Consider the following 18,169-nt stretch of genomic DNA (forward strand, 5'->3'; position numbering starts at 1 on the left):
TGCTTTGCCCCCTTCATTTGGTATTCGAGGCTGTAAGCCATAATACGGTCAAAGTTATTGAGATTAGCGTTAGAGTTTCCTTCAATGTAAGCTATTTATTGGACAGCTTAAAGGTCTATGAGTTAGTTATCTTTATTTATGGTTACCCCTATTTATTTTGTAAATTAATAAACTAATTATGGTACAGCTACGCCGCTGAGAACATCATTCCAGCGCTTATTTTATCAGCTCGGTGATGCTGGAGGTGAAATTGAGATTCAATAAGAAGTATACGCAGTGGGTTCAAGATTTTTCATGTTTTAGATTTCATCATAAAATTGGGGGGAATTTGATCTTTTTTCTTGCGAATATGGGAATTTGTAATGTTGTGGCCCACATATCAAGTGAAAGGTATTTTTCTAGTTTTACTAGCCAATTAATAATATCCCTCATTTTTACAGTGGCTTTTTATGTGCGGAAAAACCCCAAAGAGCAGTAGAAAGCACAAATAGGGGCCTTGTTGATCAAATAGCTAACTACCAATCAATTTCTCAGTTTTAACTTTGTTGCTGATATTTGGGCATACCTAGCCCATTCATTTTATTTATTGCCTTCACTTTAATCATCGTTTCAGTATGCTGACTATTGAATTGACGACTTTTCAGCTTATCACCCATTACTTGTTTAAAACGATACATCGCCGTCTCGGCAAGTGAACGAAGATGGTACCCTGAATTCATTTTCCACTGCGTTAACCCTATTTGGTGCATCATAAATATGGCATTGTTTCTGGGGTGTCCTTCTTCCCAGTATTGGGCATTCTCTCTTGGCGGTACCCGCATAATCGCACCTTTTGCTGCGACCTCCTCATAGCAACTGCGTGTGTCATATGCACCATCACCTGTGACTCTGTCTATATTCCTACGCAGTGGCCTGATTAAATCGGCAAGGGCTTCACCATCTGACACATTTACCATCGACAGCTCAGCACCCACAATATCGTGACTTGTCGCATCAACGGCCAAGTGCAATTTTCGCCAAGTTCGGCGCTTAGTCGCACGATGTTTTCTTGTATGCCATTCACCATTTCCATACACTTTAAGGCCCGTGCTATCGACCACAATATCTATAAAGCCTTTGCCTGCGCTTTTTCTATATTGCACATCAAGTGTTTTACTGCGTTTGCATAAACAGCTATAACCCGGTGATTGCAGCGAGGTATCCATCGTAGTAAGTAAGGAATTTACAAACCCTTCTAAGGCCCTGAGTGGCAAATGGAATACGGCCCTTAAGGTTAAACACGTTTCAATTGCTAAATCAGAATAGTAATTTGAACGACCACGGCCACCGTGCTTTTCAGTATTCTGCCACTTTGAGATGGCACTATCACTTAGCCAAATGTTGATGTTACCGCGTTGAACTAAAGCACGATTGTACTGTGACCAATTCCTAATTTTCTTCTTCATTTCAAGGCATGGGTTAAGGCATTTTATGATCTGATCACACCAAACCAAAGAAGTTCAATTATTTAGGAAACAACGGCCAAATAGGTTAAAAGAATAAATTAACCTTTTCAGTATTTAGCTGCTCTTCTGCCCATTTTGTAAACATTTAACGCCGAACTCAGGGCCCCTAACATTGCCTTTTTGATATAATTTTATGCAGCTATTAATCCGTTTTTGAAAGTGAAGAGTATAGACTGAGGTTATTACAGGCTTTAAGTGGGTTTAAAATGCGACTATTAATCATATTACTTGCGCTGCTAACGGTTGCGGGTTGTTCAACAAAATTTGCTTATCGAAATGCAGGGTGGCTTACCTATTGGTATTTAGATGATTATATTTCATCGAATTTACATTGACACCCATCCAAAGTTGATTTTTTTCATTCATTGCCTATCTTTTACATTAATTTACATTGACATATATGGACACTCCCGGTATGTCAAACAAAATAACTCTGGCGGGGTAGAATAAACTACCTCGTTTTTTCATTTCGTCGCTGCCACTGTTTGACGTTTGACCCATTTGCAATAAAGCGTTGCTCTGACATATATCCGGGCTTAACTGTTATTTCAGTGCCCCTAATGAGCTTCGAGCCTATACACCCTAATTTGAATACACCCAAGCGGTTTATATACCGTGCCTTTGCCGGGTTTTGTATAGGCAGGCTAGGCCTTTTTTCATCTAACTGTAGCGAACAATGATAGGCGATTGGCAAGTACTCTCAACACCCACTCGGGTTAAGTCACCCTTGTCTTTTACGAGCTGCTTGCCAATCTAACTTGGTGTTTAAACATTACCTTGAACCTGGTTGCATGAACGTATGGGGCGGTAATATTCATTTTTTTGAAGTAATATCCACATTAATCTTGCCAGACGATGCGCCATTGCAACCGCAGCTTTATTCACACCACGCCTTTGCTTGATGGCAGTGACCCATAGGTTCAGGTCATCGTCTTTTTTATGCGCGTGGTTCACAACCGTTCGAGCACCATGAATAAGTTGTTTTCTGAGGTACCCATCTCCACGTTTAGTAATTGTGCCCAAACGATTTGTTTCACCAGACGCATATTGCCTAGGCGTAAGGCCAAGCCAGACGCTAAAGTCTTTCGCACTTTTAAATGCTTGCCCTTTATCGATACTAGCGCTAAACGCGGAGGCAATGATAGGGCCAATCCCAGGAATTGATTGCATAATTTCTGCACTGGTGTTGTGGGTATTAGTTTGTTGAAACAAGGTATCCATTAGTTTAATTTTTTTATCATAGTTTTCTAACTCTTGTTGTACTTCTAACAACATGAGGCGAATAACAGGTTGAACATCTTGTGATAAAAGTTCATGGATATGCTTTTTGAATACAGAGTATGCTTTGGGAATGTGAAACCCAAATTCGAGGAGTAAACTTCGAGTTTGATTTATACAGGCAGTACGAGTACTGAGTAGCCTTTCTCGTATTCTATGTAGACAAAGCACAGCTTGTTGCTGTTCACTTTTAATGGGAACAAAGCGAATGTTAGGCCTTCTACTTGCTTCATATATTGCCAAACAATCATTTTTATCATTTTTGTTACCACGTACAAATGGGGTAACATGTTGTGCAGGAATTAAATTAACTTGATGACCAGAATTTAAGCATGCTCTGCCCCAGTAGTGAGAGGATGAACAAGCTTCCATAACGACTTTACAAGGCGGTAAATTAAGGATTATTTCATGGAGTTTTACTCTAGAAACCCGCTTTGAGAAACAAGGTTTTCCGTGTTCATCAATTCCAAGAAGTTGAAAGACATTTTTTGCTAAATCGATGCTTAATATACTAACGTTATTCATGATGGATGCTCCTACTAACTATCGTTAAAAACACACCTTTAGTTTGGCGCATTGACGCCGATTTGGGAGTGTCCATCTCATCACCCATCCAAAGTTCCAATTGTTATGACCCCCGAGGAGGTTAAACGTCTCATGTCGTTTTTAAGTAAACGATATTATTTAATTTCAGGTTTAATGTATGGTAGCGGCTTACGTGTAATGGAAGCTGTTCAACTACGAGTTCAGGATATTGACTTTGACTACAAATGCATTCGGATCTGGAATGGAAAAGGGAATAAACATCGGGTGGTTACACTCGCCACAGAACTTATACCTTTGCTAAGAAATCAAATTGCTCAGGCTAATGAATACTTACATTAATTTACATTGACACCCATCCAAAGTTGATTTTTTTCATTCATTGCCTATCTTTTAGATTCAGCTCAAAAGATAGGCAATTCTCTCATGGCCACAGCACGCAAAAGACAAGTGAGTTTAACGGATACCAAATACTACCATTGTATTTCACGGTGTGTTCGCCGTGCTTATTTGTGTGGTGAAGATAAGGTAACAGGGCAGTCGTACGAGCATAGAAGAGGCTGGGTAGAGGATAAGCTACTTGAACTTGCCAAAGTGTTTTGTATTGATGTGTGTGCGTATGCGGTGATGAGTAACCATACTCACATTGTGCTGTATGTAGATGATATAAAGGCTAAAAGACTGAGTGATAAATCGATTATCATCAGATGGCATAAGTTGTTTAAAGGTACCATACTATCTCACAAGTACCTTCAAGGTGAGCGGCTAGACTCAGCGCAGCAATACTTTTTAAATAAAGACATTGAACAATTTAGAGAACGTTTAGCGAGTATCAGTTGGTTTATGCGGGTACTGAATGAAAGTATTGCCCGAAAAGCGAATAAGGAAGATAACTGTACAGGCAGATTTTGGGAAGGGCGCTTTAAATCACAAGCCTTACTCGATGAAGCGGCACTGGCAGCCTGTATGGCGTATGTTGATTTAAACCCAATTAGAGCAAAGATGGCTGACACACCCGAAACCTCAGACTACACCAGTGTAAAAACTCGTTGTGAACATGCCAAAGAGGGCAAGCAACCTAAACAATTGGCGCTGGTTGTACTGGGAGATTTTGGGAAGGGCGCTTTAAATCACAAGCTTTACTTGATGAAGCGGCACTGGCAGCCTGTATGGCGTATGTTGATTTAAATCCAATCAGAGCAAAGATGGCTGACACACCCGAAACCTCAGACTACACCAGTGTAAAAACTCGTTGTGAACATGCCAAAGAGGGCAAGCAACCTAAACAATTGGCGCGTTTTGCAGGCAGCCCCCGAAAGCGCATGCCTAAAGGTTTACCGTTTGAATTAAAGTCATACTTAGAGCTGGTAGAATTAACCGGCCGATGTATGCGAGCAGATAAGCGAGGCGCTATAAGCCCAATCAACTCCCCAATTTTAGAAAGACTAAACATAGCCCCGGAAAACTGGCTAAAACTCACCACGCAATTTACCAGAGTATTCCACGGTGCAGTAGGGCGACCTCAAAAGCTTGATAATTATTGTGCGAGCCTGGAAATTAAACGGCGGGCTAACTATAAGCAGTGTGAAAGGTTGCTGGCTTAATTTTTAGACCATCAAGATAATCTCTATATAACCGATACTCCATAACTTGGCGGCTTAGCTGTGCCTTATTACTGGGCATGAGTTCAGTTTTTCTCTATTCTGGAGCTGATAGCACATTTACTTGATTTGATTTTACTAACCAAGCGATATTTCAGATTGAACGCGGCTTATTTGTTGGTATTAATTTTTGGGTGGGTGTCATCCTAATCTATCCTTTGTTTTCACAGGCCTTGGCGATACGGCGACTACTGATCAACCCATGTGCATAACCGAGTAAAATTATCTTTAACATCACCGCTGGCGAATACGCCGCCGCGCCCGTTTTATCATTGTTATACCCTGCATCAAACCCCGATAAGTCGAGCTTATTTTCAATAATATAACAAAGCGCGTACTCAAATGTACCAGGCAATATCTGTTCAGAAAAATTGATTGGAATGAATTTATTTTGGCAGGATAAGTCAGGCTTGTAGTTAGCCATAACAGTTTACCATGGGTGAATAATATCTATTAGATCACAGTAACCAGCTTGGTTCAAGGTCAAAAAGTGAACAAGTTAAGCAGTGTAGAATAAGTCCCTGAAACGAGTAATTCTACAGCCTCAACGCCTCGATAAGAGGCAATAAAATTATTGGTTATACTTTAGCGAGGGACGAGTGACAAGCCAATGATTTTATGTCCCTTTCTTCATCGCCTTGTTATATGCCCGATTCACACTCTGAGTTTTGTAAATATCACTCTAGCTAATATAAGTAGGACAGTATAAATAAGAGTGAATGCTACAAGCATTCCCAACAAACCCAAAATCACTACGTTCGTCGGAAACTCTCGTATAGGCTGATTAACGTTTATATTCAATACATCCCCCATGTAGTGAATAAAATACATAAACGAGAACGAAGCAATACAAACTAGAAGCGTATATACGATATAACGAATTACCTTCGCCTTTTGATTTGGAGCGGCGTCAAACCTATAGTCGAATTTATTCAAGATTTCACCAAATTCCTTTAGGGCATATAGACATAATGACTCCCACACGGTGCTAGCCTCCGCATTTTCGTGGGTTAGCTTAAAGCCAGAGCCATAATTAGTTTGTCAAATAACTAAATAGCAGAGGCTAGCATGACTAAACATAACATACTTTTCATTGGCTTAGATACTCATAAAGAGTTTAATGAAGTGGCTTATATTGAAGACCAACGCGGCGCTCAACCTATCCATCACGGCCGAATTCCTTCTTCTAAAGTCGCTATTAAAAAGCTTATCAGGCAATTTGAATCTAAATACCCAAATGCAACTCTGCACTTCGTTTATGAGGCTGGCCCTTGCGGTTACTGGATTTACCGTTTAATTACTTCTCTTGGACATTGCTGTTACGTGGTTGCACCCTCTTTAATACCTAAAAAGCCTGGTGAACGTATTAAAACTGACAAACGTGATGCACTAAAACTCGCAAAGCTTCTTAAATCTGAAGACTTAACCCCTATTTATGTCCCCGAGCCTGAAGATGAAGCTATTCGTGATTTATCTCGTGCTCGAGAAGTCGCCATGAAGGATTTAAAAGATGCCAAATACCAACTCAAAGCGCTGTTACTTCGTAATAATATTAACTATGCAGGCACAGCAAACTGGTCTCTCAAACACTTACGTTGGCTCACCGAACTGGTATTGCCACACCCTGCACAACAAATCGTTTTACAAGAGTTTATTCAAACTATAAACGAGCGAACTGCACGATTGGACCGACTCGACAACGAACTATCTCATCATGTTTATCAATGGCGTTATTACCCCGTTGTTAAAGCCATTCAAGCCATGCGCGGCGTTCGCTTACTTGTCGCCGCTGGCGTTGTGGCTGAGCTTGGCGATTTAACCCGCTTCGATCATCCGCGTAAACTCATGAGTTACCTTGGCCTTGTACCAAGTGAACACTCAAGCGGTGGTAAAAGGCATATTGGCGCAATTACTAAATGTGGGAATGGTCGTGCAAGGCGATTACTAGTCGAAGGCGCGCATAGTTATCGTCATGCAGCCAATATATCGACTGAACTACAAAAACGACAAGAAGGCTTGCCAAAGCAAATTGTTGATATCGCATGGAAAGCACAATTAAGACTCTGCAAACGTTATAAAAAGCTTATAAATAAAGGCAAGCATTACAACCTCGTTGTCACTGCTATTGCCCGTGAAATGATTGCGTATATCTGGGCAATTGCAAAAGAAGTAGTATTGATACCCGTTAATCCAAGATTACGTTTAGCACGGGTACCAGCTTAAAATGAACGAATTAGAGTTAATGCATTGGGTCAGGCATCGGGTGTGGCACAACCACCGACGGCGTTAGGATGGCAATGCTGCAAACACAGCATTGAACCACGAACATAGACTGAAGACAGGTGCCACGTCGAACTAAGTAAGGTCTGCTCTGCTCACGAAAGTGAGTAACCAACGAATATCAGCATGAAAACCGACGAAATTACTTGCTTCATCCTATGTATTAACTCGCTCTAATTCGAGTTGAGAGATTATGGCTTAAAGTTAAGCAGGGATCAGTGTGTTTAACTTGACAGTGGGAGTCATACCAACGCCGCAATAAGCGGCAAACAAACAGTTGTCTATAATTTGTGAGGCACGAACAAAGCCAACTGTTTTTTGTCCGTTTAATTGCCTTGTGTACGCCCGACATGGGCATTGACTCATGAGGTGAAAGTCCTCTGTAGGAAGACCACCGTTTAAATAACATACTGTTATTAAACGATAACTACTAGCGAATGGCAAGGGCTAAATCGCGAGAGATAGTCTGGAGGAAGCCGCTAGCAAATCTGTGAGCTGATGAACAAAAACATCATATGAGGCGTAGGCTGGAGACGAGCTAGCACAAGATAGCGAAGTCATGTGATCTAACGGCCACCGTAAATGATGTAGTTGTGCAGAGAAAGTCGATGCTCCTTATTCGGGGAGATCTGATAAACACGCATCCGCGCTAACGCTTGGAGATCACCAGTTAGGGGCTGGTTGATCAACCCTTGGCGCTTTGGTTGCTGCGACCTACAGCGAGCGAAATAGCAGTAAACAAGCGTTAGTTTAGACGCGCTTTATCGAGTAATCGCTAGAGTGATTTATCAGAAGTCAGCAGACGGCATAGTAGCCAAACGCCCATCGTAATGGAGGGGACACGGTGAAGGCCTGAACATCTTAACCAGAGGAGATACTACAAATGAACTTGAATTCACATAGATCACCGTGTTGTGATAGTGATGAACAGCGTTCTACTGTGAATAATACCTCGAATGAATATAACCAAACAGATCATGACCTGATGGCAATGGTACTAAGCAACCACAATATTGATGCAGCATGGCAACATGTTAAGCGCAATAAAGGGGCTGCGGGTATTGATAATATGAGTATTGAGGAATTTAATCACTTCGCTAAATTACATTGGCTGGGTATTAAACAACAATTACTTAACGGCACTTACCAACCATTGCCAGTCAAACGCGTGATGATACCCAAGCCCGATGGCGGTGAGCGAATGCTTGGGATCCCTTCTGTTATCGACAGAGTGATCCAACAAGCCATTGCTCAAGTGATTAAGCATTACTTTGAGCCTCAATTTTCACCACATAGTTATGGTTATCGCCCTCATAAAAGAGCCAGTCAAGCAGTAAACCATGTTCAATCTTGTGTTAAACAAGGTTATAAAATAGCAATTGATATTGACTTGTCTAAGTTCTTTGATGAAGTAGACCATGACATGCTGATGAGTCGTATTGGCCGTAAAATCAAAGACAAAGCACTCATGCGCCTACTCGGTAAATACCTCCGAGCGGGGATCGCAGAGCGTGAAACAGGTCTGTGGTTTGAGTCAACCAAAGGAGTCCCTCAAGGTGGGCCATTATCCCCTTTGCTTTCCAACATTTTACTTGATGAATTAGATAAGAAACTAACCTGTAAACAACTTAAGTTTGCACGTTACGCTGATGACATAATCATTTTAGTAAAAACGAAAAGCGAAGGGCTAATAATCCAACAGGAAATTACTGCGTTTATCACTAAGCGATTAAAGCTCAAAGTGAATGAGTCGAAAAGTCGGGTCGGTTCAGTATCAGGCTCGAAATTTCTCGGGTTTACCTTCCGCTACGCTCAAGTGCAGATCCACGAACAGGCGCTAAAGAAGTTTAAAGCAAATGTAAGAGAGCTCACTAACCGAAATTGGGGGATCTCAATGACCCTACAAATTCATAAACTCACGCGGTATTTACGCGGCTGGGGACACTACTACCTAATAGCCAACACTTATCAGCTAACGGTGGATTTAGATCACTGGATCCGCCGCAGGATAAGAATGTGCTACTGGCGACAATGGCGTAAACCACGCACCAAAGTACGCAGTTTAATAAAATTAGGGGTTAATGAACGACTGGCCATAGCATGCGGTATTACTAGCAAGGGGCCTTGTCGAAGCTCAAAAACAAAAGGAATTAACATTGCATTAAGCAATGACTACTTAGCTTCACAAGGTTTAGTCTCATTGAGAGATATTTGGATCAATATTCATTACGGGAGATGAACCGCCCATTGCGGACCCGCATGATGGGTGGTGTGGGGGCTGGAGGTTAGAGACCTCCGGCTACCCGATTAGCTGTTTTGATTCACTCTATCTCTAATTCTTCGATAACCTGTAATTGCGGAGCTTGTATTGGGTTAGGCCTTAAAGAATGAAGGTAGTCAATTGCATTTTCATTATCTAAAAGCCCTTTAATGAATGCAGTTTTCCAATCTCTTCCCCAATCATTTTCTGGTATTTCGGATAATCTTTGTTGTAAGGCGACCCTTAAATCAAATCTAGTTTTTGATAGCCTCTTCTTCCACCTTCGATAATCTTCTTGGCAAAACTTTATTATTCTTTGCTGAATCTTTAGGTGTTTTATATGGAATATTACTCTTTCATTTTCACTTCTTTCGGCATCTAAAACCTTTATTAAGCTTATAGCAAAAATAGGCCTATTGTTACCTTCGTCAAAATTGACTGTAATCTTGAACCTAAATCTTTGTAGAAGATCTGAATATATTGGGTGAATAAACTTTGCAGTACTCTCTTCGTTACAGTAATAGTTTTCACCTTTAATCGGAGCACACCCCCGACATTGAGGTACTAAATTATTTGGAAAAATTGAGTACTCAGGCCATTGAACCTTAGGAATGAAATGGTCCAATGTGTCAGGTTTCTTTGGGTTACCACAGAATGGACATAAATATAAACCATGTTCATTTCTTCTATTCAGCAATTCACGGTTTAATGCTGCGGGGGACTTTTCATAGTACTCAACAAGTAAATCTCGGTGGTCATTAAACTCTGTAGACTGAAGATCTAATGTATAGTTACTGACAAGTCCCTCGTATAAGGAATACCTTCTCGATAATTCATCTGAAATGTCTATGAGTTCATTAACATTGTCTTTTCTACAACCTGTAGCTAGGTCAATCCAACTACAAGGTAATTCTTCTAAGAGCTCATTAAGGTATTGCAATTAAACATCCTCTATCTTTATATCATCAACATCATCCATTGTTGATAATGCATATGCTAGAGCATCATCCCCTATAAGTTCTTTTATCGTATCCATAGAACTATCTGGCTTTTTTAAATATATATCAATTTCCTTTTGATATGGCTTAATCATATACTCATCATCAAATACTTCAGAAATTATAATATCTAAAGATTCACCATACGTTTCAACACTTGTAATATTTGATTCTGTATTTCCTTTCACTTTCCTTAAAATGCTTATAGCTTTACTCTCGACTTCTCTAGCCAGTATCGCAGAGTGCGTAGCAATAATTGCGTATGATTTAGTTTCTCTCAATATATGTTGCAGCATATTCATCAAGCCAACTTCAAGCTCAGGGTGTAGATATAACTCGGGCTCATCAAGTACTAATAAACTCTCCTCCTCAAGCTCTGCAATAATTGCAGGAATCATATATGAGTATATTTTTTGACCTGAACTTAATGGCAATATCTCTCCTTCTTTTTTGAAGAAAATACCTTTTGTGTAATCTATTTTATCTTTTAAAGTACTGGTTTTTAGAGTTGAAGTGATTTCAACTTCTTTACCTTCATCATTAGTAATAAATATCGCATCAAAACCAATACATAAAGACAGTGTATCCTTTAGTATTCTTAATCTAGATTGATCTTCCCACCAGGAGTTTTCATCGTCATATTGTAGTACTTTGACCAACGATTCTATACTTTGCTTAATTGGATGAGTTATATCATGGACACCGTCTTCATTTTTAAAGCCGATGTAGGAATACTCGTTTACATGCAATCTTTTTCTTTTGTCACTTTTCTTATTATCTTTATCATCAACATCTGAATATCTATTAGATAGTTTTTCAAAAATCTCACTTTTAGTATAAAAACTTTCAAATGGAGAAAAGGCAATCATGATTAACTTATGGAAATATGGAGGGTTATCCTTACTATCGATAACACCCGTAATTATTTCACTCAATTTTTTTAATACGTGGGACTTACCGACTCCATTTTTACCTATAAGTAAGTTGATATTAGATTTCCCTATCACACGGCTTGTATCAAATTTTAAGCATAAATCATCAAAAGTATCACCAAGTTCACTGAGGCTTATATCAAATGTTTTTTTGGGTACGTAACGTCCTAAAGCAATTTGAAACCCTTTCTTTAGAATTGCACTTGCGGCAGTGCCTCGCATAAAACTGCCTGAAAATCCTTTCCAAGAAGAATATTCATCATAACGATTGTGAAAATACCCCGCATCACAAATTTTAACCAGAATATCTTCAACTTGCTCCACATTGAATAAAGAGTTTATTTTTTTATAAAAATCAACATCTTCCCCAATTGACACTATATTGCCGCTATTTAATGCATCAGTAATGTCGAAAAATTTTGAATCTACAGCTATTCCTTTATCTTTAAAAAATAATGATGAATCTTCATTATCATTAATCAATACTTTTAGAGGACCTAATTTTCGTTTCTTTTTTTCGGTAACATAGTACAAGTTAAATTTGATAATAAACCCAAAATCATCCCATGGCTGCCTATAGTTTGTTCCATGATGATCTTGTAATAAATGAAATCCATCTAGTTTTTCAATTGCTAAAGATTCTGAATAATAATATTTCATTTGGGACTCAAGTATAAAGTTGATGGATTGACAGCTAACTATTTAGTATTTATGCGGCACGTTGTTTGTGCTGCATAATCGCTTGTTGGACTGAGCCGCTACCCGCTCGGTGTGTCAGAGTTGGTGTTATTTATGCTATGGGAATTTGCTTTTAGTGGCGTAACTTGTCTTGAGCCTATTTTATCGGCTTGTCTTTCGTGATTAAGCCATCCCTGCATTACTCAGTACGTTTTATCCTGCCATTAGAGCTAATTTTCGCCGATTTATCAATGATATTTTCACCGCGCACGCACTTTTCTAGCCCGAACACTTAAGCAGGTTAACGCGTTGATTTAATTCAGCAAGCTCTGCTGCTAACTCGTTCGTGCTAATTTCATTGTCTCTTCACTTGAATTAACCATTTCACTAAATCGTAAGACCCCGATTTTACATACTTCACAAGCCCAATGAGGGGATGGTGACGCAGCTTCCGCCTTTTTCTTCTTCACTTTACGTAAACTGGGCCCTTGCGCCTTTATCAACGCCAACTTTCGCTTGTAACATGCATTGGCTAAAAAGCCATAGTGACGAATTCGCATAAACCCTTTGGGTAGCACATGCTGTAAATAGCGCCGTAAGAACTCTCTACAACTCAGTGTCATGACCTTTTCACTGTGTTTATCTGCATAACCTCGATATTTAAAGCACACGCTTTGTTTATTCACCGACACCAGTCTCGATTCTGACATCGCGCCCTTTCGGGTATAACGTGCTAGATAACTTACTAACTTATCACTGTATGTTAAACACGCTTTGCTATACACACACCATTTAGCTGGTGTCGTTATATGTGTCAGCGAAGTACCTCGCGCATGCAATGCCGCAAGCATTTTCCCTCTAAATACCGTTGATAATGCTTTAACTGGGTATAAGTAGCCCTGTTCTATTTCATGCCATTGAGTTTGCGTTAGCCCTCCAGCTGGCACTAAGCAATGCAGATGAATATGCTGACTTAAGGTTTGTCCCCATGTATGTAAAACGCTTGTCATCCCTAACTGCCCATGCCCTTTACGCTGTGCAAATTTACTTAGGGTGTCCCATACTGCTTTAAATAAACACTGATAAAGCGTGTTTGGGTCATAGCGCGCAACAATATTCAGCTCATGTGGCAGTGTAAAAACAAGATGGAAGTAACGACAAGGCAATAAACGGGCTTGCTGTTTTTGCGCCCACTGTGCTGTTGCCATACTTTGACAGCGTGGGCAGTGTCGGTCTCGGCAGCTGCATCCGACCTGTTTTACCTCGCCACACGTATCACATTGCCAAGATTGATACCCTAACTTGCCTGTCCTACATGATTGAAGATGTTGGCAGACCCGTGTCTGCTGGTAATTCAGTGAGTGGTGTTGCCGATAATCATCTAACCCTAAGTTTAAAATATCAGCAAGGTGTAACCTACTCATTGTTTTGCCCAATCGGCCAGTAAATCAATGCCGCCATGGCCTAATTCAGGTAACCAATGTAAGTAACTCTGTGTCGTTTTAATATCACTGTGACCAAGCTGATGTTGCAATTGATGAAGCGGCATGCCTGACTCAAGTTGATGTGTCGCGTAAGCATGGCGAAGTGCATGCGGGTTACACTGCTGCAAACCAATACTGTGTGACTGCTTCCTTAATGACTTTCTAAAGCTCGATGGCGACATCGGTTTGTCCATAAGCCATCGAGAATAGAACATCCAGCCTGATGGACGGTACACTCTCCAGTAGCAACGTAACTGCTTCAATACACTCTCTGACACAACAACGTAACGTGATTTATCTCCTTTACCCTGCTCAATTAAAATGGTTTTTCGTTTACCGTCTATGTCTGTAACTTTAATGCGTAATAGCTCACCAATACGTAAACCACAGCCATAACACACGATAATTAGCGTCTTTAATCGCATATCTGTGCAGCTTGCTATCAGCCGTTGTATGTCGCTACGAGATAAATAAATGGGTGCTCGAGACTTCGCTTTTGGTAAGGTAATATCTAAGTTCAATGGCCGATGTAAAATGTGCTTAAACAAGAACCAAATACTGTTTATCTGTAACTTTTGGCTTGCCCGAGAAAGCTTGCGGATCGCCGGATCTTGAAAGAATGAATTCAACTCTTCATCTGTAATTAAATCCAACGATTTATTAAAGTAATTTCTGAGTTTAAGTAAGTGCGCGCAATAGCTTTTACTTGTTCTTTGTGAATAACCTCGATAGGTTATTTCTGCCTTGACCTGTTCAATGAGTGTATGCATTTTTGACCTCTAAGTTGTGAAATAACTCAGAGAAAGTGTGGCTCAAATGCTGAGAATAGGATCTCCGCGTAGCGGCTTAGTTCAACAATTTAATATCGACCCATTGGGTCGTTTTTCTACCGAGCCACGGGTCATTTTTATCATTGTACCAGTTCTATCACAATAACTAACTTGTTGCTAAAGATATATTTTTAAGCACTTTAGATATTATGGAAAGGATAAGAACGACCCAATGGGTCGTTTTCTTGACTATAGGAGAAACACAACGATACTGTGTATAAATACAGTTACCTGTTAGAGCTAGCTCAATGAGAACTCGTTCACCATTTTTAAACCACATCACCGAGTTTATGCTGACTAAGCAATATTCGCTCAGAACCGTTGATACATATCTTAAGTGGATTTCTTCCTATATTAATTTTCATGGTAAGCGTCACCCAGCTTCAATGGGCAATAACGAGGTTGTCGAATATCTCGACTACCTTGTACTTAAATGTAATGTGTCGCCTAAAACACAAGCGACAGCGTTAAATGCGTTATCTTTTCTGTATAAGCAAATAATTAAACAGGATTTGTGTCCTAATCTAACGTTTGTCAGAAGCAAGCGTCAATCTAAGTTGCCAATTGTTATGACCCCCGAGGAGGTTAAACGTCTCATGTCGTTTTTAAGTAAACGATATTATTTAATTTCAGGTTTAATGTATGGTAGCGGCTTACGTGTAATGGAAGCTGTTCAACTACGAGTTCAGGATATTGACTTTGACTACAAATGCATTCGGATCTGGAATGGAAAAGGGAATAAACATCGGGTGGTTACACTCGCCACAGAACTTATATCTAAACTAAGAAATCAAATTGCTCAGGCTGATGAATACTTAAAATTAGATTCCCAGAATGAACAATATGCTGGTGTTTGGATGCCAAACGCACTGGCAAGAAAATATCCTAGCGCCAATAAGTTAATTGCTTGGCAGTATCTATTTCCCTCATATAAGCTAAGTGTTGATCCTGAAACTGGCGAGATCCGCCGACATCACTTTCATCAAACAGGAGTACGTAAAGCGGTTAAAGAGGCAGCCAAAAAAGCACAAATCACAAAACCTATAACGCCCCACACTTTTAGACATTCATTTGCTACTCATTTACTACAAAGTGGTGCAGATATCAGAACCGTGCAAGCTCAACTTGGCCATTCTGAGGTGAAGACAACGCAAATATATACTCATGTTTTACAGCAAGGCGCAAACGGTGTTGTTAGCCCTTTGAGCAAAATATTCTAGCTTGTTTTACGGCAGAAACGAGTTATACCTAAATGACTGAAATTGGCACATACACGACTGTCAGGTTTGATTGAGTCCTGCTAATCTCAAAAGGTGCTGTACACTCACAGCACAGGTACTTTCGCTAAACTTTATAGAACCAATACAGTTAATCGTTAACTCTATTTTTAACTACCTTACATAGGGTTTTTAACTTAACTGCTTGAGATCCAATTCTTTATTTTTTATTCAATGGTATGTCGATTGTTTTACTATAACCGTAGTTGATTTGCTTCATATTGATTTTATTATGAAGCAAATCATCAGCTATTCTAACACCCGAGCTCATTAAATCGCGGCGCTTTTATGAGCTTTATAATGCCACTTTGACAAATTTAAGAGTCATACGATCGGACTCACCGATTGCGGTGTAAACCGCTTTATCTTTGTCTTTTAAAGCTAGGCTCGGGGGCAAAGTCCACACGCCTTTTTCATACTCTTTGGTATCTTTTGGGTTGGCGTTAATTTCTGAGCTAGCAACGAGTTTAAAACCAAGTGACTCAACCACGTTAATAAGATCTGACTGTTTCCAGCGTCCTCGATCTGAAGATGCTTTTCGATCGCCTGAATAGCTTTCATCGTCTCTGTGTTGCACTATCGCTAGAACACCTTTGTCTTTTAATATCTGCCATGACTGCTTCAAGCCTAACTCTAATCGACCTTGGTTTTGCCAATTATGTAGAGTACGTGTAATAAAAACAAAATCCAATGACCCCTCATCTACAGGTAACCCTTTAAGGGAAGGCAGCCATGAACCAATTGCATTCTTGCCATACAGCTCAGGCGTGTTTTTCACTTTTTCAGGGTATGCTTGCAGAGTTTTAGCCCATTCAGGCCATTTCCCATAGTATGCGGGGTTATGCTGTAAACCAACATATTTGCCTTTGTCTTTGAGTAAAGGTGCAAGTATGTGAGTATACCAGCCTTTACCTGGCGCTACTTCACCGACTTGAGATGTTTCTTTTATGTCAAAAAACCTTAGTACCTCTTCAGGGTTTCGATATTTATCACGTTTTAACTCTTCCGTCGTACGGTAAGTATTATTATGCACAGCGTGCCAAATAGCATCTTTCTCCGTTGATGTGGCTGATACGCTTTTCACGTTAAGAGTTGAGAATAACAAAATTATGCCTGCTAAATATGCATGTTTACTCACGTTATATGTCCTGTTGTGATTTTTATTTTTTTGTGTTTTTTTATTATTACTTACGGGTCGAGAAATTTTAATTTTTAACTTCATTATTTTCTAAAATAACCATATCTCGGTTTTTATTTTAATTCAACTTTCAAAAGGTTTTAAAACGTGTTTTCTTCGTTAATTATCTGTATGTGGTTAATGTATAATTAATGTCATTTATTAAAGTCTCAATTTAATATAATCATTTCTTTTGCAACCAGTGCCGCTGAAGGCAAAAACATGGTTGAAACGATCCGCTGATTGACGACGACGGCGTGTTTGTCTTTTAGTGTTTGCTTATTTAGTGCAATTGCCCCGTTTTTATTCAGCTGGCTCTCTATAAGGAATGGTAGCAATGCACCTTGCTTCGCCCATGATTTAGATGTTTCAGTTGAATTAGGAAACCCGGCTACTTTTTTACCTTTCACTAAAAACTCACCGTTAGATAAAGTAACGTTCGCAATGCCTGCCGAACCATGTCCTCCAACTCCTATCACGCCGCCAGACTCATATACTCGGCTTATGATAGCGTGGATTTTGGCATTGTTAGCAACGTCAAACATCACGCCGTAACCGCCGCCGATATACACGGCCCAATAGTTTTCAGGGTTAACCTGGGCGGGTGAGAGAGAGTTATTCGCTTTATCTAAAAAACCTTCATATTTAATGGTATAACTACTTATCCCTAGAGGGTCCATCATGAACTCAACAGAGCCTCCTTTGGGTGAGACAAAATCAACCTCAAAACCATGGCTTAAAAAAATGTGATAAGGCGGGGCGACTTCCCATAAATTGTTGCGCGCATCATGCTTTTCAGGGTCTCCCATATCCACCGTATTTGATACGACGATTAATACTTTCTTTGCTGATGCTGCCACAGTACTTGTGGTGACTAACATTGTTATAAATAAAAAAGTGGTTAAGAGTTTCATCACTTGCCTTTTTAAATAATTAGAATCGTTATTTAGACGAGACCAGCTAATAAATGGTTTAAACATTCAAATCTTCAATCGCAAGGCTTTTAAGCATTTTACGCCAAGGTTGAGTTGCCAGTCATTCCGGGCTTCAATACTAAAAGTACGCAGTGGCACTTTTTGCAGCCGCGCTTGGCAGGGAGTTGTGCCATACACTGATAATCGTCTTGCACTCGCACGTTTCTTCGTTTTTATTCTTTAGGCGCTATGGCGAACCGACTGGTGCGTCTAATATTTAGTGGGTTAGTACACAGGAGGTCACCCAGCTAAAACAACAATATTTTAACAGGTGAGTACCTTTAGTTTAGGG

The 18,169-nt window shown here is 40.0% G+C and carries 12 protein-coding genes and 4 pseudogenes; 7 read left to right on the forward strand and 9 right to left on the reverse strand.

Annotated features, from left to right (window positions below; all coding sequences use genetic code 11):
- Positions 1–536: 536 nt before the first annotated feature.
- Entirely contained in the window at positions 537–1,445 is a 909-nt protein-coding gene (locus PCIT_RS22100) for an IS5 family transposase (RefSeq protein WP_192992804.1), read from the reverse strand.
- Positions 1,446–1,711: 266 nt separating this feature from the next.
- Here PCIT_RS22100 and PCIT_RS23300 point away from each other — a divergent pair, with 266 nt between their 5' ends.
- On the forward strand, positions 1,712–1,840 hold the full coding sequence (locus PCIT_RS23300) for a hypothetical protein (RefSeq protein WP_021032152.1): 129 nt from the start codon (positions 1,712–1,714) through the stop codon (positions 1,838–1,840).
- Positions 1,841–2,270: 430 nt separating this feature from the next.
- On the opposite strand, the gene PCIT_RS22105 is transcribed toward PCIT_RS23300, so the two are convergent.
- On the reverse strand, positions 2,271–3,308 hold the full coding sequence (locus PCIT_RS22105; RefSeq protein ID WP_192992835.1) for an IS110 family RNA-guided transposase: 1,038 nt from the start codon (positions 3,306–3,308) through the stop codon (positions 2,271–2,273).
- Between the two features lie 75 nt (positions 3,309–3,383).
- On the opposite strand from PCIT_RS22105, the pseudogene PCIT_RS22110 reads away from it, so the two are divergent.
- From PCIT_RS22110 to PCIT_RS22120, 3 pseudogenes are all read left to right on the forward strand, one after another.
- A pseudogene (locus PCIT_RS22110) lies at positions 3,384–3,662 on the forward strand (tyrosine-type recombinase/integrase); the annotation flags it as partial.
- A gap of 90 nt (positions 3,663–3,752) precedes the next feature.
- Positions 3,753–4,415, forward strand: a pseudogene (locus tag PCIT_RS22115) (transposase); the annotation flags it as partial.
- Positions 4,416–4,423: 8 nt separating this feature from the next.
- Positions 4,424–4,930, forward strand: a pseudogene (locus PCIT_RS22120) (transposase); the annotation flags it as partial.
- A 220-nt stretch (positions 4,931–5,150) separates the two neighbouring features.
- Here the strand turns inward: PCIT_RS22120 and PCIT_RS22125 are convergent.
- Positions 5,151–5,411, reverse strand: a pseudogene (locus tag PCIT_RS22125) (transposase); the annotation flags it as partial.
- A gap of 644 nt (positions 5,412–6,055) precedes the next feature.
- Between PCIT_RS22125 and PCIT_RS22130 the strand changes: the two are divergent.
- Together PCIT_RS22130 and ltrA are read left to right on the forward strand one after the other, a co-directional pair.
- A complete protein-coding gene (locus tag PCIT_RS22130) occupies positions 6,056–7,210 on the forward strand; it encodes an IS110 family RNA-guided transposase (RefSeq protein WP_010368118.1) in 1,155 nt (384 codons plus the stop codon).
- Between the two features lie 940 nt (positions 7,211–8,150).
- Positions 8,151–9,506 carry a group II intron reverse transcriptase/maturase gene (gene ltrA, locus PCIT_RS22135; protein WP_010368123.1) on the forward strand — a complete coding sequence of 452 codons (1,356 nt, stop codon included), beginning with the start codon at positions 8,151–8,153 and terminating at the stop codon, positions 9,504–9,506.
- Positions 9,507–9,588: 82 nt separating this feature from the next.
- On the opposite strand, the gene PCIT_RS22140 is transcribed toward ltrA, so the two are convergent.
- The 4 genes from PCIT_RS22140 to PCIT_RS22155 all read right to left on the reverse strand — a co-directional run bounded on the left by PCIT_RS22140 (position 9,589) and on the right by PCIT_RS22155 (position 14,389).
- On the reverse strand, positions 9,589–10,467 hold the full coding sequence (locus PCIT_RS22140) for an HNH endonuclease (protein ID WP_010368125.1): 879 nt from the start codon (positions 10,465–10,467) through the stop codon (positions 9,589–9,591).
- The gene (locus PCIT_RS22145; RefSeq protein ID WP_010368127.1) at positions 10,468–12,117 is read right to left on the reverse strand and encodes an AAA family ATPase; all 1,650 of its coding nucleotides are present in this window, start codon (positions 12,115–12,117) and stop codon (positions 10,468–10,470) included.
- 353 nt (positions 12,118–12,470) lie between these two features.
- Positions 12,471–13,559, reverse strand: coding sequence for an IS91 family transposase (locus PCIT_RS22150; RefSeq protein WP_192992773.1), 1,089 nt, complete (start codon positions 13,557–13,559; stop codon positions 12,471–12,473).
- The gene (locus tag PCIT_RS22155; protein ID WP_192992768.1) at positions 13,556–14,389 is read right to left on the reverse strand and encodes a tyrosine-type recombinase/integrase; all 834 of its coding nucleotides are present in this window, start codon (positions 14,387–14,389) and stop codon (positions 13,556–13,558) included. The genes PCIT_RS22150 and PCIT_RS22155 overlap by 4 nt, the downstream gene beginning before the upstream one ends.
- Positions 14,390–14,697: 308 nt before the next feature.
- Between PCIT_RS22155 and PCIT_RS22160 the strand changes: the two genes are divergently transcribed.
- A complete protein-coding gene (locus tag PCIT_RS22160; protein ID WP_010367711.1) occupies positions 14,698–15,669 on the forward strand; it encodes an integron integrase in 972 nt (323 codons plus the stop codon).
- Between the two features lie 352 nt (positions 15,670–16,021).
- On the opposite strand, the gene PCIT_RS22165 is transcribed toward PCIT_RS22160, so the two are convergent.
- Both PCIT_RS22165 and PCIT_RS22170 read right to left on the reverse strand, forming a co-directional pair.
- Positions 16,022–16,864 carry a class I SAM-dependent methyltransferase gene (locus tag PCIT_RS22165; protein ID WP_040697928.1) on the reverse strand — a complete coding sequence of 281 codons (843 nt, stop codon included), beginning with the start codon at positions 16,862–16,864 and terminating at the stop codon, positions 16,022–16,024.
- Positions 16,865–17,073: 209 nt separating this feature from the next.
- Entirely contained in the window at positions 17,074–17,817 is a 744-nt protein-coding gene (locus tag PCIT_RS22170; RefSeq protein WP_010367715.1) for a type 1 glutamine amidotransferase domain-containing protein, read from the reverse strand.
- Between the last annotated feature and the right edge of the window lie 352 nt (positions 17,818–18,169).

The organism is Pseudoalteromonas citrea (genome assembly GCF_000238375.3).
Lineage (GTDB): Bacteria > Pseudomonadota > Gammaproteobacteria > Enterobacterales > Alteromonadaceae > Pseudoalteromonas > Pseudoalteromonas citrea.